This window comes from Pantoea vagans (assembly GCF_004792415.1).
GTDB classification, from domain to species: Bacteria; Pseudomonadota; Gammaproteobacteria; order Enterobacterales; family Enterobacteriaceae; genus Pantoea; species Pantoea vagans.
The window spans coordinates 2,266,430-2,289,556 of the sequence record NZ_CP038853.1 but is presented as its reverse complement, the minus strand read 5'-3'; the positions used below and the strand labels follow the sequence as shown (position 1 = coordinate 2,289,556).

Annotated in this window: 20 protein-coding genes and 1 other RNA gene; 16 read left to right on the top strand and 5 right to left on the bottom strand. The window is 55.2% G+C overall.

The features are described 5' to 3' along the window. The 7 genes from ihfA (at window position 1) to EGO56_RS10675 (ending at window position 5,911) form a co-directional block, all read left to right on the top strand. Window positions 1-303 carry an integration host factor subunit alpha gene (gene ihfA / locus EGO56_RS10705; protein ID WP_003853259.1) on the top strand — a complete coding sequence of 101 codons (303 nt, stop codon included), beginning with the start codon at window positions 1-3 and terminating at the stop codon, window positions 301-303. A 179-nt stretch (window positions 304-482) separates the two neighbouring features. Beyond that, the gene (gene btuC, locus EGO56_RS10700) at window positions 483-1,466 is read left to right on the top strand and encodes a vitamin B12 ABC transporter permease BtuC (RefSeq protein ID WP_135909016.1); all 984 of its coding nucleotides are present in this window, start codon (window positions 483-485) and stop codon (window positions 1,464-1,466) included. Between the two features lie 50 nt (window positions 1,467-1,516). Beyond that, window positions 1,517-2,062 carry a glutathione peroxidase gene (locus EGO56_RS10695; RefSeq protein ID WP_013357685.1) on the top strand — a complete coding sequence of 182 codons (546 nt, stop codon included), beginning with the start codon at window positions 1,517-1,519 and terminating at the stop codon, window positions 2,060-2,062. Continuing rightward, window positions 2,063-2,812, top strand: a complete 750-nt coding sequence (gene btuD / locus EGO56_RS10690; RefSeq protein ID WP_135909014.1) for a vitamin B12 ABC transporter ATP-binding protein BtuD — start codon at window positions 2,063-2,065, stop codon at window positions 2,810-2,812. It begins immediately after the preceding gene. Window positions 2,813-2,880: 68 nt separating this feature from the next. Further along, complete coding sequence (locus EGO56_RS10685; RefSeq protein ID WP_013357687.1) at window positions 2,881-3,339, top strand: C40 family peptidase; 459 nt, start codon at window positions 2,881-2,883, stop codon at window positions 3,337-3,339. Between the two features lie 294 nt (window positions 3,340-3,633). Continuing rightward, complete coding sequence (locus tag EGO56_RS10680; RefSeq protein WP_135909012.1) at window positions 3,634-4,380, top strand: EAL domain-containing protein; 747 nt, start codon at window positions 3,634-3,636, stop codon at window positions 4,378-4,380. 79 nt (window positions 4,381-4,459) lie between these two features. Continuing rightward, entirely contained in the window at window positions 4,460-5,911 is a 1,452-nt protein-coding gene (locus EGO56_RS10675; protein ID WP_135910561.1) for a protein adenylyltransferase SelO, read from the top strand. Between the two features lie 7 nt (window positions 5,912-5,918). On the opposite strand, the gene EGO56_RS10670 is transcribed toward EGO56_RS10675, so the two are convergent. Further along, window positions 5,919-6,965, bottom strand: coding sequence for a 3-deoxy-7-phosphoheptulonate synthase (locus EGO56_RS10670; RefSeq protein ID WP_135909010.1), 1,047 nt, complete (start codon window positions 6,963-6,965; stop codon window positions 5,919-5,921). A 151-nt stretch (window positions 6,966-7,116) separates the two neighbouring features. Then, window positions 7,117-7,944 carry a posphoenolpyruvate synthetase regulatory kinase/phosphorylase PpsR gene (gene ppsR / locus EGO56_RS10665; protein ID WP_013357691.1) on the bottom strand — a complete coding sequence of 276 codons (828 nt, stop codon included), beginning with the start codon at window positions 7,942-7,944 and terminating at the stop codon, window positions 7,117-7,119. A gap of 437 nt (window positions 7,945-8,381) precedes the next feature. On the opposite strand from ppsR, the gene ppsA reads away from it, so the two are divergent. Then, window positions 8,382-10,763: a phosphoenolpyruvate synthase gene (gene ppsA / locus EGO56_RS10660; RefSeq protein WP_135909008.1), complete on the top strand. Its 2,382-nt coding sequence runs from the start codon at window positions 8,382-8,384 to the stop codon at window positions 10,761-10,763. Between the two features lie 70 nt (window positions 10,764-10,833). Here the strand turns inward: ppsA and rprA are convergent. Next, window positions 10,834-10,941: antisense sRNA RprA (rprA, locus tag EGO56_RS10655), an RNA gene on the bottom strand. 292 nt (window positions 10,942-11,233) lie between these two features. Next, entirely contained in the window at window positions 11,234-12,352 is a 1,119-nt protein-coding gene (gene ydiK / locus EGO56_RS10650; protein WP_033732482.1) for an AI-2E family transporter YdiK, read from the bottom strand. A 205-nt stretch (window positions 12,353-12,557) separates the two neighbouring features. Between ydiK and ydiJ the strand changes: the two genes are divergently transcribed. Continuing rightward, window positions 12,558-15,611 (top strand): D-2-hydroxyglutarate dehydrogenase YdiJ, encoded by a 3,054-nt coding sequence (gene ydiJ, locus EGO56_RS10645; protein ID WP_135909006.1) that lies wholly within the window; start codon window positions 12,558-12,560, stop codon window positions 15,609-15,611. Window positions 15,612-15,644: 33 nt separating this feature from the next. Here ydiJ and EGO56_RS10640 read toward each other — a convergent pair whose 3' ends face one another. Next, window positions 15,645-16,049 (bottom strand): hypothetical protein, encoded by a 405-nt coding sequence (locus tag EGO56_RS10640; protein ID WP_013357695.1) that lies wholly within the window; start codon window positions 16,047-16,049, stop codon window positions 15,645-15,647. A 388-nt stretch (window positions 16,050-16,437) separates the two neighbouring features. Here EGO56_RS10640 and sufA point away from each other — a divergent pair, with 388 nt between their 5' ends. The 7 genes from sufA to EGO56_RS10605 are packed head-to-tail and all read left to right on the top strand — an operon-like array spanning window position 16,438 to window position 23,100. Then, window positions 16,438-16,812, top strand: a complete 375-nt coding sequence (gene sufA / locus EGO56_RS10635; protein WP_135909004.1) for a Fe-S cluster assembly scaffold SufA — start codon at window positions 16,438-16,440, stop codon at window positions 16,810-16,812. Between the two features lie 7 nt (window positions 16,813-16,819). After that, a complete protein-coding gene (sufB, locus tag EGO56_RS10630) occupies window positions 16,820-18,313 on the top strand; it encodes a Fe-S cluster assembly protein SufB (RefSeq protein WP_135909002.1) in 1,494 nt (497 codons plus the stop codon). Window positions 18,314-18,355: 42 nt separating this feature from the next. After that, entirely contained in the window at window positions 18,356-19,102 is a 747-nt protein-coding gene (gene sufC / locus EGO56_RS10625; protein ID WP_013357697.1) for a Fe-S cluster assembly ATPase SufC, read from the top strand. Then, window positions 19,077-20,357 carry a Fe-S cluster assembly protein SufD gene (sufD, locus tag EGO56_RS10620; RefSeq protein WP_013357698.1) on the top strand — a complete coding sequence of 427 codons (1,281 nt, stop codon included), beginning with the start codon at window positions 19,077-19,079 and terminating at the stop codon, window positions 20,355-20,357. The genes sufC and sufD overlap by 26 nt, the downstream gene beginning before the upstream one ends. Next, a complete protein-coding gene (gene sufS, locus EGO56_RS10615) occupies window positions 20,357-21,580 on the top strand; it encodes a cysteine desulfurase SufS (RefSeq protein ID WP_041457209.1) in 1,224 nt (407 codons plus the stop codon). The genes sufD and sufS overlap by 1 nt, the downstream gene beginning before the upstream one ends. Before the next feature lie 21 nt (window positions 21,581-21,601). Further along, window positions 21,602-22,018, top strand: a complete 417-nt coding sequence (sufE, locus tag EGO56_RS10610; protein ID WP_033732484.1) for a cysteine desulfuration protein SufE — start codon at window positions 21,602-21,604, stop codon at window positions 22,016-22,018. A 56-nt stretch (window positions 22,019-22,074) separates the two neighbouring features. Next, window positions 22,075-23,100 (top strand): L,D-transpeptidase family protein, encoded by a 1,026-nt coding sequence (locus EGO56_RS10605; RefSeq protein WP_135909000.1) that lies wholly within the window; start codon window positions 22,075-22,077, stop codon window positions 23,098-23,100. The last annotated feature ends 27 nt before the right edge of the window (window positions 23,101-23,127 follow it).

Genomic DNA, 23,127 nt, shown 5'->3' with positions numbered 1-23,127 from the left:
ATGGCGCTTACAAAAGCTGAGATGTCAGAGTACCTGTTTGAGAAACTCGGGCTGAGCAAACGCGATGCCAAAGAGTTAGTAGAGCTGTTTTTCGAAGAGGTACGTCGCGCTTTGGAAAATGGAGAACAGGTAAAACTGTCTGGGTTTGGTAATTTTGACCTGCGTGACAAGAACCAGCGTCCTGGCAGAAACCCGAAAACGGGTGAAGATATTCCGATTACTGCGCGTCGCGTAGTAACGTTCCGTCCAGGACAGAAGCTGAAAAGCCGCGTAGAGAACGCTACACCCAAAGAGACTGACTGAATTTCAGCGTTTCAAAAAGGCCGCGAAAGCGGCCTTTTTTCATGGTTCTGTTAAACAGGGATTCTGCTTCCTGTGCTCGTTAATGTTCACGTCATCCCGGTGCAGACCGCCTCATCAGCCTTTCTTTTTTCACCAATCCCTCTACAATCAAATCACTGTTTTCCCAGCTAATCCCGCTTATGTCTCTGCTCGATACGTTCGCGCGCCAGGCCGATCAACGCGGCCAGAAATGGCTGATTGCGCTCGCCCTTATGCTCTCTGCACTGCTCTGTCTCAGCCTCTGTGCCGGGGACAGCTGGATCGCGCCCTCTGCGTGGTTCAGCGATAGCGGACAGCTCTTTGTCTGGCAGTTGCGGCTGCCCCGCAGTCTGGCGGTCGTCCTGGTGGGGGCGTCGCTGGCGGTATGCGGCGTGGTGATGCAGGCGCTGTTTACCAATCCGCTGGCGGAGCCAGGTCTGCTCGGCGTTTCGAACGGCGCGGGTATCGGCCTGGTGCTCGGCGTTCTGCTAGGCAGCGGCTCGCTGTGGAGTCTGGGGCTGGCGGCGATGGCCGGTGCGCTGATAATTACGCTAATCCTGCTGCATTTTGCCCATCGTCAGCTCTCGGTCACCCGGCTGTTGCTGACTGGCGTGGCGCTGGGGATTATCTGCAGTGCCATCATGACCTGGGCGGTCTACTTCAGCACCAGTCTCGATCTGCGTCAGCTGATGTACTGGATGATGGGGGGATTCAGCGGCATTGACTGGCGCTATGGCTGGATGATGCTGGCACTGCTGCCGGTGATGCTCGCGCTGGGGGCGACCGGGCCGATTCTCAATCTGCTGGCTCTGGGCGAGACGTCCGCCCGTCAGCTCGGGCTGTCACTTTTCTTCTGGCGTAACCTGCTGGTGCTGGCGATGGGCTGGCTGGTGGGCATCAGCGTCGCGATAGCTGGCGCCATTGGCTTTGTCGGGCTGGTTATCCCGCATCTGCTGCGTCTGAGCGGCATCAGCGATCATCGCTATCTGCTGCCGGCATCGGCGCTGGCGGGCGCAGCGGTGCTTCTGGCCGCTGATATCGTAGCACGTCTGGCACTGACGTCAGCGGAGTTGCCGATAGGCGTCGTGACGGCGACACTGGGCGCGCCACTGTTTATTATTTTACTTGTGAAATCTTCGCGCTAGCTTCGGCTGGCTGCTCTGCATCCACAACCGCATCCATTACAGGAAAAAGCATGAACATTTATGAGACTGAACTGGTTACGCTCGACGGGGAAAAAACCACGCTGTCACAGTGGCAGGGCAAAGTCCTGCTGGTCGTCAACGTTGCCTCGAAATGTGGCCTGACGCCGCAATACGAAGAGCTGGAGAATCTGCAGAAAGCCTGGCAGGATCAGGGCTTCAGCGTCCTCGGCTTCCCCTGCAATCAGTTTCTGGAGCAGGAACCGGGCAGCAGTGAGGAGATCAAAACTTTCTGCAGTACCACCTATGGCGTAACGTTCCCGCTGTTTGCCAAAACCGAGGTTAATGGCCCGGCGCGGCATCCGCTCTATGCGCAGCTGATTGCGGCCCGGCCTGACGCGGTGCGTCCGGAAGGCAGCGGTTTTTACGAGCGTATGGAGAGTAAAGGGCGCGCGCCAAAAGAGCAGGGCGACATCCTGTGGAACTTTGAAAAGTTCCTGATTGGCCGTGACGGCAGTGTGATCCAGCGTTTTGCACCTGACATGACGCCGGAAGATCCCATCATTCTGGAAACGATTAAACAGGCGCTGGCAAAATAGATGCTGTTGCGCCTGCAACAGTCCGCCGTCCCCGGACGGCTGCTGCCACTGACCGGCGAGCTTGCCGCCGGTCAGCTGCTGCACATTGCAGGCCCGAACGGAGCCGGTAAAAGCACCTTACTGAGTGTCATTGCGGGGCTGCAATCCGCCTCCGGCAGGGTGTTGCTGGATGAACAGCCGCTGAGTAACTGGAACGGCGCGGCACTGTCAAGGGTGCGCGGCTGGCTGCCACAGCAGCAGGCCCCACTGAGTCAGATGCCGGTCTGGCACTATCTGCGTCTGCACCTGAAACCGGTGGGGCCACAGGCCGATGCCTGTCTCAGCATGCTGCTGCAGCGGCTTCAGCTGCAGGATAAGTTATCGCGTTCACTGACCCGGCTCTCCGGCGGGGAATGGCAGCGCGTCCGGCTGGCAGCCGTCTGTGCTCAGATCGATCCTCACATCAACCCCTGCGGGCGGCTGCTGATTCTTGATGAGCCGTTGACGGCGCTGGATATCGGCCAGCAAAAAGCGGTGGACGATCTGATTGCGGCGCTGTGTGCGTCGGGTGTTAGTGTTGTCGCCAGCAGTCACGATCTTAACCACAGCCTGCAGCAGGCAGACAGGGTCTGGCTGATGGATAGCGGGCAGGTGATCGCGCAGGGCGAACCTTCAGAGGTTCTGACGCCGCAGCGCCTGACACCGCTCTACCAGATTGCTTTCCGGCAGATTGAACTTGAAGGACGCACGCTGCTGACCGTTCTGCCCTGACACTTGCTACCTGGCGGGCTTTACCGCTACATTATGCCGGTTGCAACTTCTGATAAGGACATTTGGCGATGCGCCTGGGTTTGCTGATTTTAGTTCTGCTGCTGACGGGATGCAGTCATCACGCCCCGCCGATTAATGGCCGTCTTTCCGATTCAATCACCGTGATAGCGGAACTGAACGATCAGCTCGGTCACTGGCGCGGTACGCCTTATCGTTATGGCGGCATGAGTCGTAACGGCGTTGATTGCTCCGGCTTTGTCTATCTGACCTTCCGCGATAAATTTGCACTGCAACTGCCGCGCACCACCTCAGCCCAAAGCGATATTGGCACCCGCATCAGCAAAGATGAACTGCTGCCAGGCGATCTGGTCTTTTTCAAAACCGGACGCGGTGAAAATGGCCTGCATGTGGGCATCTATGATACCGATAATGCTTTTATCCACGCCTCGACCAGTCAGGGCGTCATTCGCTCCTCACTCGACAATGTCTACTGGCGAAAAGTGTTCTGGCAGGCTCGCCGTATTTAACAGCAGCTTCGCGAAATCAGACTTAAGTCCAATTTTAAATAGAGTTAAAACAACGAGTAAAAGTTTTATTTTAAATGAACGTTTAGGGCGGGGATTTTAATAAACAGAATAATCGCTGATTTTATTCCACTAATAACCGGTGTTTTATCACTACTATTTGGCTTAAGCGTGTTCGGCTGTTGCCAAACGGCAATGGAAGCGTAAAGAAGGTCGTCTCTTCAATGATTTGGCACTATTGCCTGCGGCTGACCATTCCTATACGATATCCCTATCGCCGCATATTCTGGCATTAAAATGAAAATTCATCTCTCGGCCGACTATCAGTCGGAAATCTGGTTTTATCCTGTCTGTGATGTTGACGGACGGTTGACCGCTGTCGAGCTGGTAACGCAGTTTGTGCATGAAAGTGCGCCCATCACCCTGCCTCAGGATCTGCTGCTTCCCCAGCTTGATGAGTCGCAGCAGTTACGCCTGCTGCAAAGCCAGATTGGATTGCTGGAGCAGAATCGCGGATTATTTGAAGCGCATTCCGTGTCAGCCTTTATCCGTATTGATGAAGGCATGGCCCGGACGCTGCTTGCCAGTGAATTAGTCATGCGCAAAATAAAACAGCTTCCCTTCATTCTGTTGAATATCACTGAAACGTTTCCGCAACTCAAACTGGGCAAGAATAATCCGCTGCTGGCGAGCCTGCATGCTGAGTTTAATTTAGCGCTTTCTCATTTTGGCGCGGGCAAAACACCCTCTAATGCGGTCTACGATAATTTATTCAGCTGCATCTGTCTGGATAAAGAGTTTATTCACTCGCTGGCAAAACGCGCTTCATTTGTGCCATTTATTCAGAGCATTATTGATAATTTCCGCGCCCATTGTGACCGGTTGATTATTTGCGGCATTGATGACGAAGTGCTGTTCGATAAAGTCAGCCAGCTGAATGGTACCGATTTTCAGGGTGCGCTCTTCCCGGTGGTAAAATCTGACGCACTGCGTTCACTGCTCTGTGCCGACGAGCGCATGCCTTCCTCTCAGCATCCCGGCTGACAGAACCTGTTAATCCCTGCTATCAGCGTTACACTAAAGGACTAACCTACGTATCGCTGAGTATCGCATGGGAGAAACAATGTCCGCAGGCAAGGCCTCTTTTGACAACACCTGGTTCCGTGAGCTGACCGGGTGTTATACCGCGCTGAACCCCACGCCGCTGGCAGGCGGACGCCTGCTGTATCACAACGCACCGCTTGCAACCTCAATGGGGCTCGATAGCGCGCTCTTTGAAGGTCACGGTCACGATGTCTGGCACGGTGAGGCACTGCTGCCCGGCATGCAGCCACTGGCGCAGGTCTACAGTGGCCATCAGTTTGGTGTCTGGGCGGGTCAGCTCGGTGACGGGCGCGGTATCCTGCTGGGTGAACAGCGTCTGGATGATGGCAGCAAACTTGACTGGCATCTCAAGGGTGCAGGCCTGACGCCTTATTCCCGCATGGGCGATGGTCGTGCCGTGATCCGTTCCAGCGTCCGTGAGTTTCTCGCCTCGGAAGCGCTGCACCATCTGGGTATCCCCACCACGCGCGCACTGACCCTGTCGATAGGCGATGAGCCGGTCTACCGCGAAACTACTGAGCGTGGCGCGATGCTGATGCGCATTTCACCGAGCCACCTGCGTTTCGGTCATTTTGAGCATTTTTTTTACAGCCAGCAGCAGGAGAAAGTGCAGCAGCTGGCCGACTACGCCATTCGTCATCACTGGCCGCATCTGGAAGAGGAAGCGGACCGCTATCAACAGTGGTTTACCGACATTGTGTTACGCACCGCGCGCCTGATTGCGTTATGGCAGAGCGTGGGCTTCGCGCATGGCGTCATGAATACTGACAATATGTCGATTCTTGGCCTGACCATCGACTATGGCCCGTTTGGTTTTCTGGATGATTATCAGCCTGACTTCATCTGCAATCACAGCGACTATCAGGGGCGCTACAGCTTTGAAAATCAGCCGATGATTGGCATGTGGAATCTTAACCGGCTGGCGCATGCGCTGTCGGGTCTGCTGACCACTGAGCAGTTGCGAACGGCGCTGAGCGCCTATGAACCTGAACTGATGCGGGTCTGGGGTGAGAGGATGCGGGCGAAGCTGGGTCTGCTGACGCAGCAGAGCAGCGACAATCAGATTCTGACCGATCTGCTGGCGCTGATGACGCAGGAGCACAGTGATTACACCCTGACGTTCCGGCTGCTGAGTGAAACCCAACAGGCTGAAAGCCGCTCACCGCTGCGCGACGAGTTCATCGATCGTGAGGCGTTTGATGGCTGGTATCAGCGCTACCGCAATCGTCTCGTGGATGAGCAGGTTAGCGATGCGGAGCGTCAGGCTGTGATGAAGGCGGCGAATCCGGCGGTGATTTTGCGCAACTATCTGGCGCAGCAGGCGATTGAAGAGGCGGAGCGGGGAGAACAGGGGGCGCTGGCCCGTCTGCATCAGGCGTTACAGCAGCCCTTCAGTGATCAGACAGCCGCTGAGTATCGTCAGCGGCCGCCAGACTGGGGCAAAACCTTAGAGGTGAGCTGCTCCAGCTAATAAAGACTCAGAGGCGGTGAGAAACCGCCTCGGCCAGCAGGGCGAGCACCTGTTCGCTCTCCTGCCAGCCGAGGCAGGGATCGGTAATCGACTGGCCATAAACCAGCGGTTCACCGCTTACCACTTTCTGATTGCCTTCTTCCAGGAAGCTTTCAATCATTACACCGGCAACGGCCCGCGATCCTGATTTAATCTGCTCAGCTACCTCTGCCGCCACATCCATCTGACGACGATGCTGCTTCAGACAGTTGCCGTGGCTGAAGTCGATAACCAGCTGCTGCGGCAGATTAAAGGCCGCCAGACTTTCCGCGGCGGCGGCGACATCGCTGGCATGATAGTTAGGCTGTTTACCGCCTCGCAGGATCACATGACCATGCGGGTTGCCACTGGTCTGGTAGATAGTCATCTGGCCCAGTTTATCCGGCGACAGGAACATATGGCTGGCGCGTGCGGCGCGAATCGCATCCACCGCGATCTGCACGTTTCCATCGGTGCCGTTTTTAAAGCCGACCGGGCAGGAGAGGGCTGAGGCCATTTCGCGGTGGATCTGGCTTTCGGTGGTACGTGCGCCAATCGCGCCCCAGCTGATGAGGTCAGCAATAAACTGGCCGATCACCATATCCAGAAATTCTGTGGCGGTGGGCAGGCCCAGCGCGTTGATATCAATCAGCAGCTTGCGGGCGATGCCGATACCCCGGTTCACATCGTAACTGCCATCCAGGTCCGGATCGGAAATTAGTCCTTTCCAGCCTACGACGGTGCGAGGCTTCTCGAAGTAGGCACGCATCACAATCTCCAGCCGATCTTCATAGCGGCTGCGTAACGCGTTCAGACGCGCGGCATATTCCAGGGCTGCTTTCGGCTCGTGCAGCGAGCAGGGCCCGATCACCACCAGCAGGCGGGGATCTTCACCCGTCAATATACGGGCGATACGTTTACGGGCAGCGGTGACGTTGTCGGCAATCGCCGCGGAGACAGGATGTTCAGCCGCCAGACTGGCGGGGGTAATCAGACTACCAATGCGTGCGGTACGCAGTTCGTCGGTTTTGTTCATGAGTTTCTCGAAAACGGTTCTTCGCAGCGGTGAAATACCGGGAAGTGATGGTGGTCACAATAAACCATTAGTCTGCGAATTCAACCCGTGATTTGATAATGAAATCAAAACCCACGGCAGCGGCGCTTTACATCTTCAATCCGATTCCCCTTCAGTACATACGGCGCGTCAGGCCCATGATGTCGAGAATTTTGGTGGCAATCTCTTCGACCGAGTAGTTAGTGCTGTTGAGATAGCGGATCTGATGGGTACGAAACAGCGCTTCGACTTCGCCTACTTCCAGCCGGCACTGACGCATTGAGGCGTAGCGGGTATTTTCCGCCCGTTCCTGCCGTATCGCTGCCAGCCGTTCCGGATCGATGGTCAGCCCGAACAGTTTATTCTGATGGGCGCGCAGCGCGGGCGGCAGTTTGAGATTATCCATATCGTCGGCAATAAAGGGGTAGTTGGCGGCACGAATACCAAACTGCATCGCCAGATAGAGGCTGGTGGGTGTTTTGCCACAGCGCGAAACGCCTAACAGAATAACCTGCGCATCTTCCAGCCCGCGCAGCGAGATGCCGTCATCATGCGCCAGGGCGTAATCGATCGCCGCAATACGTGCGTCATATTTCCCCAGATTACTGGCGTCCAGTCCGTGGGTGCGGTGTGCCACCGGCGCAGGCGATAAGCCCAGCTCCTGCTGAAGGGGAGCCACCAGCGCCTGCACGATATCCTGACAAAACCCCTCACTCTGCACGATAATGTCTCGCACCTCTGGCGTGACAATGGAGAAGAACACCAGCGGCCGCACGCCGCTCTGCTGATAGAGCGCGTTTATCTGGGCTTTAACCGCCAGCGCCCGCTGGACGTTTTCCACAAATGGCAACGTCAGGCTGGTGATATTGACCGGAAACTGCGACAGCACCGCATGGCCCAGGACTTCAGCTGTAATCGCTGTGCCATCGGAGATATAAAAAACGCTTCTGTCAGTTGTCATAATGAATTCAGCCTCAGCCAGGAGTGAGCCATCAGCATGAGCGATGCGACTTAATAAATCATCTCTGATTTTAATTTCTGGAATGTCTGTCCGGATTATTTGTCTGCAGTTTCATCACGCTAATAAAAATGAAAAGGCGTTTCGAGTCGCCGGAATTCTTTTCAAACCGCAATCGGGCTACAAATAGCCCTGCGTCTGTTGCGCAACAAAACAGAATGCTTAAGTGGCTGAAAATCTGCCATTTACTGTCACATCAGTCAGTTAGCGAAAATTAGCGACTTTGCGCAACAGCAAAATAATCCGCTCACAATTCCGAAACTGCGGCTGAAATTCTGCTTTAACGATTCAACAGATCGTTATTGATGGGGTGATATGCCAGGCTGAAAACAGCTCACTCTCTGTGTCCATTCATTGATAATTGATAAAGGATAAGCGCGATGTCCACTCAGGAACAGCCACTGGTGCTCTGGTATAACCAGCTTGGTATGCATGATGTTGATCGGGTAGGCGGCAAAAACGCCTCTTTAGGTGAAATGATAACGAATCTGTCGTCGCTGGGCGTTTCCGTGCCCAATGGTTTTGCGACCACGTCGTACGCCTTTAACCTGTTCCTCGATCAAAGCGGGCTGAACCAGCGAATTTATGCGCTGCTGGATGAGACCGATATTGATGATGTGGATGCGCTGGCAAAAGCGGGTAAACAGATTCGTCAGTGGGTGGTGGAAACGCCGTTTCTGCCGGAACTGGAGTCCGCCATTCTGGACGCTTATCAGCAACTCTCTGCCGATGATGCGGCCGCGTCGTTTGCCGTCCGCTCTTCTGCCACCGCCGAAGATATGCCCGACGCCTCCTTTGCCGGCCAGCAGGAAACCTTCCTGAATGTGCAGGGTATCGACGCCGTGATGGTGGCGGTCAAGCATGTCTTTGCTTCACTGTTTAATGACCGTGCTATCTCCTACCGCGTGCATCAGGGCTACGACCATCGTGGCGTGGCGCTCTCTGCTGGCATACAGCGCATGGTGCGTTCGGACCTGGCCTCGTCAGGTGTGATGTTCACCATTGATACCGAGTCCGGCTTTGATCAGGTGGTCTTCATCACCGCCGCGCTGGGACTGGGCGAGATGGTGGTTCAGGGCGCTGTTAACCCGGATGAGTTCTATGTTCACAAGCCAACGCTGGCGGCCGATCGTCCCTCTATCGTGCGTCGCAATATGGGCTCGAAAAAGGTGCGCATGGTGTATGCCGATTCTCAGGCGCATGGCGAACAGGTACGCATCGAAGATGTGCCTGAGGCCGAACGCGACCGATTCTGCCTGAACGATGAGGAAGTGCAGGCGCTGGCGAAGCAGGCAGTGCTGATTGAACAGCACTATCAGCGGCCGATGGATATTGAGTGGGCCAAAGATGGCCACACCGGCAAGCTGTTTATTGTTCAGGCGCGTCCTGAAACCGTGCGCTCAAATGGCCAGGTGATGGAGCGTTATACGCTGCAGGGGCAGGGCAGCGTCGTCGTTGAAGGGCGAGCCATCGGTCATCGTATCGGCGCAGGCGTAGTAAAAGTCATCCACGATATCAGCGAAATGAACCGCATTGAAAAAGGCGATGTGCTGGTAACGGACATGACCGACCCGGACTGGGAACCGATCATGAAAAAAGCATCAGCCATTGTCACTAACCGCGGCGGACGAACCTGCCATGCGGCGATCATCGCACGTGAGCTGGGGATTCCGGCGGTAGTAGGCTGTGGCGACGCCACCGATCGGCTGAGAGAGGGCCATCAGGTCACTGTCTCCTGCGCCGAGGGCGACACCGGCTACGTCTATGATCAGCTGCTCGACTTCGACGTCACCAGTTCGCAGGTCGATTCGCTGCCTGAACTGCCGCTGAAGATTATGATGAACGTAGGTAACCCCGATCGTGCTTTCGATTTCGCCTGTCTGCCGAACGAAGGTGTTGGCCTGGCGCGGCTGGAATTTATTATTAACCGGATGATTGGCGTCCACCCGAAAGCGCTGCTTGAATTTGATCAGCAGACGCCGGAACTGCAACAGCAGATCCGTAAAATGATGAAAGGATTTGATAATCCGGTGGAGTTTTACATCGCTCGCCTGACGGAGGGAATTGCCACGCTTGGTGCGGCATTTGCACCGAAACGCGTAATTGTCCGACTTTCCGATTTTAAAACCAATGAATATGCCAACCTTGTTGGCGGCGAACGCTATGAGCCGGAAGAAGAAAACCCGATGCTCGGATTCCGTGGCGCAGGTCGCTATGTGGCGGATAACTTCCGCGACTGCTTTGCGCTGGAGTGTGAAGCGGTAAAACGGGTTCGCAACGAGATGGGCCTGACCAACGTCGAAATTATGGTTCCGTTTGTGCGTACGGTGGATCAGGCGCAGGCCGTGGTGGAAGAGCTGGCCCGGCAGGGGTTGAAGCGCGGTGAGAACGGGCTGAAGATCATCATGATGTGCGAGATCCCGTCAAATGCGCTGCTGGCAGAGCAGTTCCTGCAGCACTTTGATGGCTTCTCAATCGGCTCCAACGACATGACCCAGCTGACGCTGGGGCTGGATCGCGATTCCGGCGTCGTCTCTGCGCTGTTTGACGAACGTAACGAAGCCGTGAAAGCCCTGCTCTCCATGGCGATCAGGGCCGCGAAGCAGCAGGGTAAATATGTCGGCATCTGCGGGCAGGGACCGTCCGATCATCAGGATTTTGCCGCATGGCTGATGGAAGAGGGCATTGATAGCCTGTCGCTGAACCCGGATACCGTAGTGGAAACGTGGGTGAGTCTGGCACAGTTAAATAAAACCGCCTGACAACACTTACAGAAATGATGAAAGGCCCGCACTGCGGGCCTTTTTCTGTTTATAGCTGGTCATATTCAGGCAAAAAAAAAGCCCATCACAGGGGATGGGCAAAGACTACACACAGCAATTCTTTACTCTACTCAGGGGAATCAGGTTGTCTGAAAATCAATAGCTTGATTTCGAACATAGGAAACATGTTATTCATACCGCTGGCTGGCGTCTTTAAGAATCCTCTTATTAGTTTAAAGCCGATAATCTTTTGTCACCTTTACTTCGCCGTTTGACTTAAGAAACAGTGCAGAAAGTAATCTTTTTTAGGCCAGAAAGGTCAAATAAAGGCCAAAGATGGCTTTTTTCTTAAAAATCGCTAATGGAAAACAAAATTAGACGAGTCTCTGAGAAGGGGTGCGGTTAATCATCATTAACCGCACTAATCAATGCTTACGGGGTAGAGTGACACAGCGTGTCATTGCTGTGAATCAGACGGCTGGCGGGGTGCCATCGTGATCGGCCAGCGCATCAGCCACGGCCAGCGGATCATTGTCTGGCGCGGGTGCTTCATGCACCCAGACGGAAACCAGACGGTAGGAAACGGCCAGCACCACCGGGCCGATAAACAGACCAATCATGCCGAAGGCAAACAGGCCACCTATTACGCCAGAGAGGATCAGGATCATCGGCAGGTCCGCACCCATCCGGATTAACATCGGACGCAGGACGTTATCCATCGTACCCACCACACAACTCCAGACCAGCAGCACGGTTCCCCAGGTGGTATCGCCACTCCAGTAGAGATAGATAATAGCCGGGACCAGCACCAGCAGCGGGCCGAGCTGAACCAGGCAGCAGAGGATCATCAGCACCGTTAACAGCGTGGCATAGGGGATACCGGAGATCGCCAGACCGATACCGCCCAGCACGCCCTGCACCAGCGCCGTCACCACCACGCCAAGCGCCACGGCACGAATGGACTGTGCCGCCAGCAGCACGGCGGCATCACCGCGTCGTCCCGCCATGCGGAAAGCAAAGTGACGGATGCCCTGGGCAGCCTGCTCGCCGCGCCAGTAAAGCAGCACACTGAACAGCAACATCACGCCCAGATGGATCATAAAGCGGCCGAAATGACCGGCCTGTGCGACAAAAAAGCCGGTAGTCCGGCCAATGTAGGGCTGGATTTTAGCCATGATGCCGGCACCGCCGCTCGCCACCAGCGTGTCATAACTGACATAAAGCTTTTTGCCGACCATCGGCACATCCCTGAGCCACAGCAACTGCGGCATCGTATGTCCCTGGGTAACCCAGGCGATGACCGGGGCACTGTTATCGATCAGACTGCTGACCAGCAGTGCGATAGGAATGATAAACAGCAGCAACAGCAGCATGGTCATCACGATCACCGCCAGCGAACGGCGTCCCCACAACAGGCGCTGGAATTTCAGCATCAATGGCCAGGTCGCAATCACCACCATGCTGGCCCAGGCAAAGCCCAGAATAAACGGCTGCACCACCCATAAACAGGCGACAATCAGCAGCAGAATGAACATCAGGGTGAAGAGTATTTGCGGTAAATCCATATCCCGGTACTGGCTTTTCATCATTGACTCATAACCTCGTCTTAATCCTTCATTTCAGGGCATTCGGATGCCCGTTTTTATCATGATCTATTTGCCAGGGTTTAAACAGCGTCGCGGAGAAAGGTTTTTGGCTTTTCTGAAAAAAGGGCAGCCGCAGAAAAAATATGATAAAACGAGAAATCGCTCACGTATAAACGCAAACGTTTACAACACCTTCGGTCAGACAATCATGATCCCACAGATTTCGCAGGCACCGGGCCTCGTTCAACTGGTGCTGACGTTCCTTGAGTCGCTGAAAGAGCAGGGTTTTACCGGCGACATGGCGACCAGCTATGCCGATCGTCTTTCACTCTCCACCGATAACAGCATCTATCAATTGTTGCCCGACGCGGCGCTCTTTCCGCGTTCGACGGCGGACGTTGCGCTGCTCGCCCGCGTGGCCGGAGAAGCACGCTTTGCCAGCCTGGTGTTTACCCCGCGCGGCGGCGGCACCGGCACCAACGGTCAGTCGCTGAATCAGGGCATTGTGGTGGACATGTCGCGTTACATGAACCGCATCCTGGAGATCAATACCGATGAGGGCTGGGTACGGGTTGAAGCTGGCGTCATCAAAGATCAGCTGAATGCCTGGCTGAAGCCTTTCGGCTTTTTCTTTTCGCCTGAACTGTCCACCAGTAACCGCGCCACGCTGGGCGGCATGATCAATACCGATGCGTCGGGTCAGGGTTCGCTGGTCTATGGCAAAACCTCAGACCATGTACTGGGCCTGCGCGCCGTGCTGCTGGGCGGCGATATTCTTGATACGCGGCCAATGGCCACCGCGCTGGCTGAAACGCTGGCGCAGACGGCCACCCCCGAAGGCCGTATTTACCAGCAGGTGCTGACGCGCTGCCGCGAGCACCGGGATCTGATTCTGGAAAAGTTTCCGAAGCTGAATCGCTTCCTGACCGGGTATGACCTGCGCCACGTCTTCAGCGACGATATGCAAACCTTCGACCTGACGCGCCTGCTGTGTGGCGCTGAGGGCACGCTGGCTTTTGTCACTGAGGCGCGTCTCGATATCACCCCGCTGCCGAAAGTGCGGCGGCTGGTAAACATTAAATATGACTCCTTCGATTCCGCCCTGCGTAACGCGCCCTTTATGGTGGACGCGCAGGCGCTGTCAGTTGAGACCGTTGACTCCAAAGTGCTGAACCTGGCGCGGGAAGATATCGTGTGGCACTCGGTGCGTGAATTGATTGCTGACGTACCCGATAAAGAGATGCTGGGTCTGAACATCGTTGAGTTCGCCGGTGACAACGCCGCACTCATCGATCAGCAGATCGAAAAACTGTGTGCCCGGCTTGATGCGCTGATGCAGCAGCAGCAGGGCGGCGTGATTGGCTATCAGTTCTGTAACGATCTGGCGGGCATTGAGCGCATCTACAACATGCGTAAAAAAGCGGTGGGCCTGCTGGGAAATGCGAAAGGCCGGGCTAAACCAATTCCGTTTGTCGAAGATACCGCCGTTCCGCCGGAAAAACTGGCGGACTACATTGTCGAGTTTCGCGCGCTGCTCGACAGCCACGGCCTGAGCTACGGCATGTTTGGTCACGTCGATGCAGGCGTCCTGCATGTGCGTCCGGCGCTGGATATGTGCGATCCGCAGCAGGAGATGATGATGAAACAGATCTCCGACGAAGTGGTAGCGCTGACCGCACGCTATGGCGGCCTGCTGTGGGGTGAACATGGTAAAGGGTTCCGCGCCCAGTACAGTCCGGCATTCTTCGGCGAGACGCTTTTTAATGAGTTGCGCCGCATCAAAGCGGCCTTTGACCCGCTTAACCGCCTGAATCCGGGCAAAATCTGTACGCCCTTTAACAGCAACGACGAAATGATGCAGGTCGATGCGGTGAAGCGCGGAACATTCGATCGGCAGATTCCGTTAACGGTCCGGGATGAATGGCGTGGAGCGATGGAGTGTAACGGCAACGGGTTATGTTTCAATTTTGATGCCCGCAGCCCGATGTGCCCGTCAATGAAGATCACCCGCAACCGTATTCACTCGCCAAAAGGGCGGGCAACGCTGACGCGGGAATGGCTGCGACTGCTGGCCGGGCAGGGCGTCGATCCGCTGGCACTGGAAAAGCAGCTGCCGGAAAACAGCCTGTCGCTACGCGGGCTGATCGCCCGTACCCGCAACAGCTGGCACGCCAGCAAAGGGGAGTATGACTTCTCGCACGAGGTGAAAGAGGCGATGTCCGGCTGTCTGGCCTGTAAAGCCTGCTCCACCCAGTGTCCGATTAAAATTGACGTGCCCGCATTCCGTTCGCGCTTTCTGCAGCTCTATCACACCCGTTATCTGCGCCCGGTCAGCGATCACCTGGTGGCAGCGGTCGAAGGCTATGCGCCTCTGATGGCGAAGGCGCCAAAAGTATTTAACTTTTTCCTGCGCCAGCCGTGGGTGAAAGAGTTAAGCAAAACGCATATCGGCATGGTCGATCTGCCGCTGCTTTCGTCTCCTAACCTGAAACAGCAGCTCAGCGGTCATCCCGCCATGAACATGACGCTGGAACAGCTGGAAGGACTGTCAGCCACGGAGCGCGCCAGCTGTGTGCTGGTGGTACAGGATCCCTTTACCAGCTTCTATGAGGCACAGCTGGTGAACGATTTTGTCAGGCTGATTGAGAAGCTGGGGTATCGCCCGGTGCTGCTGCCTTTCTCGCCAAACGGTAAAGCGCAGCACGTGAAAGGCTTCCTGCAACGTTTCGCCCGCACGGCAGCCCGTACCGCCGATTTTCTTAATCGGGTCGCCAAACTGGAACTGCCGATGGTCGGCGTCGATCCGGCTACCGTGCTCTGCTATCGCGATGAGTATCGTCAGACGCTGGGTGAATCGCGCGGCGACTTCAGCGTATTGCTGGTGCATGAATGGTTAGAGCGTGCCCTGGCAGAACGTGAAGTGCAGGCCACGGGCGGGGAGTCCTGGTATCTGTTTGCGCACTGCACCGAGGTAACCGCGCTGCCTTCAGCACCCAACCAGTGGCAGGCGATATTCTCCCGTTTTGGCGCAAAGCTGGAGAACATCAATGTAGGTTGCTGCGGCATGGCGGGCACGTATGGCCACGAAAGTCAGAACCTCGAAAACTCGCTGGGGATCTATGCGCTCTCCTGGCATCCGCAGCTTCAGCGACTGCCGCGCCAGCGCTGTCTGGCCACCGGCTACTCATGCCGCAGCCAGGTCAAGCGTGTGGAAGGCAACGGCATGCGCCATCCGCTTCAGGCATTGTTAACGCTAATGTAAAAAAATTGTGCGCGACGTCACGCCGTGGCTGGATTAGAATATCCAGCCTGCGTGACGCACGAAGTCACTTTGCAGCACGGTGGCTTTGTTCCACTCTCCGACCATGGCCAGTTGATGGCAGAGGCGGGTCAGGGACAATCGCGCCAGTTGATAGGCCTGAAGGCGAAACAGGCGATCGCGATCGTTGTTTCCCATCTCCTGCACCAGCCGGTGATGCAGTTTACCCATCGCATGAAGGTAACTCTGGTCGTCACCGTTCAACTGGCAGACTTCTGCCATATCCTGACAGGCATCGTTAAACTGACGCAGCTGATGAATCGTGCAGTCGGCCCGGTCGAGTTTTGCCTGCGCCATATAAAAGTCGACGGTGATATCACGCACCGAAAACTGGTATTCGTCGATTTTATGCTGCAGCCAGGCGGAGACAGAAAGCATCATGGCATCACCCTGAATGTTAATGATAATAATTATCATATTCATCTATGTCGGGATTGCAATTGCAGGACAGAAAAATTTATCGATTTATCCTGCCTGTCGGTATAATCGGAAATAACAATCTGTTTACATCAGAGAAAGGCGTAACCTATCAATAAGCATTTTTATCAAAAATGGTTATTTCAAATAGAGTGATTTATTAATAGGTTATCACTGGCTTATTGTGGCTGACTCTGTTCACACAGGATGAACGGAAGCAGCTATGCTTAATAATTGAGCAAATAAAACAGCACAAGATGATTATCCCTGCAAAACAAGAGGTTGAAGTGATTGTTCAGATCACTACCATAGGGGGATAGCCTGAAAAGGTCCGGACTCAAGAGGTATCAACATGGCATCTGTTAATACAGACTCTTTCTCACCCGACGATTTTGTCTGGAAAGGTCTGACGCTGACTGAAACCGCAGCGCAACAAATTCTCAATCTGGCGGCTCAGGACCCTGAAGTCAAGGGGCTGCGTCTGAGCGTAAAACAATCCGGCTGCGCCGGGTTCGGCTACGTCATGGATCTGGTGAAAGAACCCGTCGAAGACGATCTGCAGTTCTCATTCCACGGCGCAACGCTGTTTGTGCCACTACAGGCGATGCCATTCGTTGATGGCACTGAACTGGATTACGTTCGTGAAGGCCTGAATCAGATTTTTAAATTCAATAACCCTAAAGCTCAGCACGCCTGCGGGTGCGGTGAGAGCTTTGGCGTCGAGTAAGTGAAATATGTCACGACACAGCGAAACATCTGACGATGTACAAATCTGGGAAGGCAAGCTCAACTACAAAGAGGGCTTCTTTACCCAACTGCAGACCGAAGAATTTGCCAACGGCATCAATGAAGATGTGGTGCGGGCGATCTCGGCCAAGCGTAACGAGCCAGAGTGGATGCTGGAGTTTCGTCTTAAAGCGTTTCGTGCCTGGCTTGAAATGGAAGAGCCGCACTGGCTGAAAGCCCACTACGAAAAACTCGACTATCAGGATTACAGCTACTACTCCGCCCCCTCCTGCGGTAACTGCGATGACACCTGTGCCTCAGAGCCGGGTGTGACCCAGGCTTCCGGCAGTGCGCCAGCCAGCGACTATCTGACGCAGGAAGTGGAGAACGCCTTTAATCAGCTGGGTGTGCCGGTACGTGAAGGACGGGAAGTGGCGGTTGACGCCATTTTTGACTCCGTTTCTGTGGCAACCACCTATCGCGGCAAGCTGGCGGAGCAGGGGATTATCTTCTGTTCATTCGGCGAAGCGATTCAGGAACACCCGGAGCTGGTGAAGCAGTATCTCGGTACGGTGGTTCCGGCTAACGATAACTTCTTTGCGGCACTGAACTCGGCGGTCGCCTCTGACGGCACCTTCGTTTATATCCCGAAAGGGGTGCGCTGCCCGATGGAGCTGTCGACCTATTTCCGCATCAACGCGGCGAAAACCGGTCAGTTTGAACGCACCATCCTGATTGCCGATGAAGACAGCTACGTCAGCTATATCGAAGGTTGTTCAGCCCCCGTGCGTGACAGCTATCAGCTGCATGCCGCCGTGGTAGAAGTGATCATCCATAAAAATGCTGAAGTGAAATATTCGACCGTTCAGAACTGGTTCCCTGGCGGCGAACGCGAGGGCGGTATCCTCAACTTTGTGACCAAGCGTGCGCTGTGTGAAGGTGACCACAGCAAGATGTCCTGGACCCAGTCTGAAACCGGTTCAGCGATCACCTGGAAATACCCGAGCTGCATTCTGCGCGGGGACTACTCGGTGGGTGAGTTCTATTCGGTGGCACTGACCAGCGGTCGTCAGCAGGCCGATACCGGCACCAAGATGATTCACATTGGTAAAAACACCAAATCGACCATTATCTCTAAAGGGATTTCGGCCGGTAAAAGTCAGAACACCTATCGCGGTCTGGTGAAAATCATGCCAACCGCCACCAATGCCCGTAACTTTACGCAGTGTGACTCAATGCTGATCGGCCCTGATTGCGGCGCACATACCTTCCCGTATGTTGAAACCCGCAACAATACCGCCCAGCTTGAGCATGAAGCCACGACCTCACGTATCGGCGAAGATCAGATGTTCTACTGTCTGCAACGCGGTATCAGTGAAGAAGACGCCATCTCGATGATCGTGAACGGCTTCTGTAAAGACGTATTCTCGGAGCTGCCACTGGAATTTGCTGTGGAAGCCCAGAAATTGTTAGCCATCAGCCTTGAGCACAGTGTGGGCTGATGCCGTCACACGCCTTGCCGGAAGCAATGTGAAGGAATAAGAATGTTAAGCATTAAAGATTTGCAGGTCAGTGTTGAAGATAAAGCCATTCTGCGTGGCCTGAATCTCGAAATTAAACCGGGCGAAGTGCATGCCATCATGGGGCCGAACGGCTCCGGTAAAAGTACGCTGTCAGCGACGCTGGCAGGCCGTGAAGATTATGAAGTGACCGGCGGTTCGGTCAGCTTCAAAGGTAAAGATCTGCTGGAACTGGCCCCTGAAGAGCGTGCCGGTGAAGGCATCTTTATGGCCTTCCAGTATCCGGTAGAGATTCCGGGCGTCAGCAACCAGTTCTTCCTGCAAACCTCGGTTAACGCGGTGCGTAAATATCGCCAGCAGGACGAACTGGATCGCTTTGATTTCCAGGACTTCATTGAAGAGAAAATTCATCTGCTGAAGATGCCGGAAGATCTGCTGACCCGTTCTGTTAACGTTGGCTTCTCCGGTGGTGAGAAGAAGCGTAACGACATTCTGCAGATGGCGGCGCTTGAACCTGAGCTTTGCATCCTGGATGAAACTGACTCCGGTCTGGATATCGATGCGCTGAAAATCGTCGCGAATGGCGTTAACAGCCTGCGTGATGAGAAGCGTGCCTTTATCATCGTGACCCACTACCAGCGTATTCTGGATTACATCAAGCCAGACTTCGTTCATGTTCTGTATCAGGGCAAAATCGTGAAATCTGGCGACTTCTCGCTGGTGAAACAGCTGGAGGAGCAAGGTTATGGCTGGCTTACCGACGAAGAGTGATTCTGCGCTGCAACAGTGGCATCACCTGTTTGAATCGCGCGGTGACGTGCGTTCTCTGCAGGCACAGCAGCACTGGCAGCAACTGATGCGTGTTGGTCTGCCAACCCGCAAGCATGAAAACTGGAAGTACACCCCGCTGGACACCCTGCTGTCCCAGCAGTTTGTGCTGCCCGATGCGCCCCAGACCCTGAGCGCTGAACAGGTTGATGCACTGGCGCTGCCGCTGGATGCAATCCGTCTGGTGTATGTCGATGGTCAGTTCCAGCCCGCCTTCAGCAGCCGCGACGTCGAACTGTTTGAGGTTCAGCACAGCGTGGCCGCCGAGCGCCGTCCGCTGCCCGCTGCGGTTCAGCCGGAAGTCTTCCTGCATCTGACTGAGAGCCTGGCAGAAGAGGTGACGACCCTGCGTCTGGCACGCGGTAAAGCCGCTGCACGTCCGGTCTATCTGCTGCACATCACCAGCGGTCAGCAGACGGGCATGAACACGGTTCATTACCGCCATCACCTGCAGCTGGAAGAGAGTGCCGAAGCGGAGGTCATTGAGCACTACGTTTCTCTGGATGAGCGCGCCCATTTCACTGGCACGCGCTTTACCTTTGCGATCGGTGACAATGCGAAACTGACTCACACCAAGCTCGCCTTTGAAAGCAGCGCCAGCTATCACTTTGCGCATAACGATCTGGTGATTGGCAACGATGGCCAGGTCAGCAGCACCAGCTTCCTGCTGGGTGCGGGCCTGTCGCGTCACAACACCAGTACGCAGCTGAATGGCGAAAATACCACGCTGGCAATTAACAGCCTGGTACTGCCGGTGAAACAGGAAGTGGCGGATACCCGCACTTACCTGGAGCACAACAAAGGCCACTGTGTCAGCCGCCAGATGCATAAAACCATCGTGCGTGACAAAGGACGTGCGGTCTTTAATGGTCATATCAAAGTGGCACAGCATGCGCTGAAGACAGACGGGCAGATGACCAATAACAACCTGTTACTGGGCAAGCTTTCTGAAGTCGACACCAAACCGCAGCTCGAAATTTACGCGGATGACGTTAAATGCAGCCACGGTGCTACCATTGGTCGTATCGACGATGAGCAGATGTTCTATCTGCGTTCTCGCGGTATTGAGCAGGATGCGGCACAGACCATGATTATTCATGCGTTTGCAGCTGAACTCACCGAGACACTTGAAAATGAAGTGATGCGTCAGGCCGTACTGCAGCGTATCGCACAACGTTTTCCCGGAGGCGACGTATGATGAACTTCGATCTCGAACGCATCAGGGCTGATTTTCCTATCCTGAAGCGTGAGGTCAACGGTCATCCGCTGGCCTATCTTGACAGTGCAGCCAGCGCACAGCGTCCCCTGTCGGTGATTAACGCCGAGAGTCATTTCTATCAGCACGGCTATGCGGCCGTGCATCGTGGTATCCATACGCTGAGCCAGCAGGCGACCAGTGATATGGAGAACGTGCGCGATCAGGCTGCCCGCTTCATTAATGCCGGGTCCCAGGAAGAGATTATCTTCGTTAAAGGCACCACCGAAGGCATCAACCTGGTGGCGAATACCTGGGGCAGCAGTAACCTCAGGTCTGGCGACAACCTGATCATCACGGAGATGGAGCATCACGCCAATATCGTGCCGTGGCAGATGCTGGCGCAGCGTACTGGCGCAGAAGTGCGTGTGCTGCCCTTAAATGACAACGGTGAACTGGCGCTGGAGCAACTGGCGGGGCTGATCGACAGCCGCACGCGTTTGCTGGCCGTGACGCACGTGTCAAACGTGCTCGGCACCGTTAACCCGGTTAAAGCCATCGTTGCCCAGGCAAAAGCCGCTGGCGTGATTACGCTGGTGGATGGCGCGCAGGCCGTGATGCATGACAAAGTGGATGTGCAGGATATTGGCTGCGACTTCTACGTCTTCTCCAGCCATAAACTCTACGGTCCGAATGGCGTCGGTATTCTCTATGGGCGCAAAGCGCTGCTGGATGAGATGCCACCGTGGGAAGGCGGCGGTTCGATGATCGGTCAGGTCATGCTGCCCACCGGCACCACCTGGAACAGTGCGCCGTGGCGTTTTGAAGCAGGCACACCGAATACCGGTGGCATTATCGGCTTTGGCGCGGCGATGGCCTATGTGCAGGCGCTGGGACTGGATACCATTCATCAGCGCGAGACGGCACTGATGAACTATGCGCTCGATAAGCTGGGCACCGTTCCGGATATTCAGATCTACGGCCCGCAGTCACGTGCCGGTGTTATTGCCTTCAACCTGGGCAAACATCATGCCTTCGATGTCGGCAGTTTCCTGGATCAATACGGTATTGCCATCCGCACCGGACATCACTGTGCGATGCCGCTGATGCAGCACTACAATGTCCCGGCGATGTGCCGTGCCTCCTTCACCTTCTACAACAGTGAAGAGGAAGTGGATCGTCTGGCTGCCGGTTTGACGCGTATTCATCGTCTGCTGGGCGGCTGAACAGTTTTTACGGAGTCACTGATGGCGAATTTGCCTGAAAAAGAGAAACTGGTTCGCAACTTCAACCGTTGCGCTAACTGGGAAGAGAAGTACCTCTACATTATCGAACTGGGTTCAAAGCTTCCGGAATCTTCTGAAACATTACACCAGCCGGAAAACGCGATTTCGGGTTGTCAGAGTCAGGTGTGGATCAGAATGACCCCGCAGGCAGATGGCACCATCGCATTTGAAGGTGACAGCGATGCCGCTATCGTTAAAGGTCTGATTGCTATTGTATTTAGTCTGTATCAGAACCTGCCACCCGCCGAAATTCTGGCGCTGGATGTTCGCCACTGGTTTGGCGAGCTGGCCCTGGTGCAGCACCTGACGCCCACCCGGTCACAGGGGCTGGAGGCGATGATTCGGTCTATTCGCCATACCGCTCAGAACCTCAGCTAAGTTACACTCGACAGACGCCATCCGGCGTCTGTTTTTTTATCTGACGAGAAAATTGCATGAAACCTGCTTTACGTTTAGCCGGTGCATTGCTGCTGACCTGCTTTGGGCTCTCTGCACCCGCATTCGCCACCGAATACCCGCTGCCACCGCCTGACAGTCGCCTGATTGGCGAAAACGTTCTGACTCAGGTTCCTGATGATAAACAACCCCTGGAATCAATCGCGGCCCGCTACCAGGTCGGGCTACTGGGCATGCTGGAGGCGAATCCCGGTACCGATCCCTGGCTGCCCAAAGCGGGTACCCAGCTGACGGTGCCGCTGCAGATGATCCTGCCTGATACGCCGCGCGAAGGGATTGTGGTGAATCTGGCCGAGCTGCGTCTCTACTACTATCCCAAAGGGGAAGATAAGGTCATCGTCTATCCCATCGGCATTGGCCAACTGGGGGCGGCAACGCCAGTCATGGTGACGCAGATCAGCCAGAAAATCCCGAATCCCACCTGGACGCCCACCCCGAACATCCGCAAGCGTTACGCCAAAGAGGGCATTACATTACCTGGCGTGGTACCCGCTGGACCGGATAACCCGATGGGGCAGTTTGCCATGCGTCTGGCACGTGGCACCGGCCAGTATCTGATCCACGGTACCAATGCGAAGTTTGGCATCGGCATGCGGGTCAGTTCAGGCTGCATTCGTCTGCGTTCAGAGGACATAGAAGCGCTGTTTAACGCTGCGCCAAAAGGGACGCGTGTTCAGATCATCAATCAGCCGGTTAAGTACGCGGTGGAGCCGGATGGAAAACGCTACGTGGAAGTGCATCAGCCGCTGTCGCGCAATGATAAAGACGATCCGCAGACTATGCCCATTGCGATCGGCAGTGACCTGAAGAAATTCATGAAGAGTGAGAAGAGCGATAGCGCGCTGATTAAAGCCAGCTTAACGCGACGCTCAGGCATGCCTGTACTGGTCAGCAGTGGCGAGCCGGTGCAGAGTGATACCGTGCCGCCTGCGGGGCTGGAGAGTGCCTCTGCAGACGCGAATAGCCCGGATGTGCAGGCCGAAGGTAAAGCTGCGCAGCCCTGAAAGGATGAGTGCCTGAAAGGGTACTGA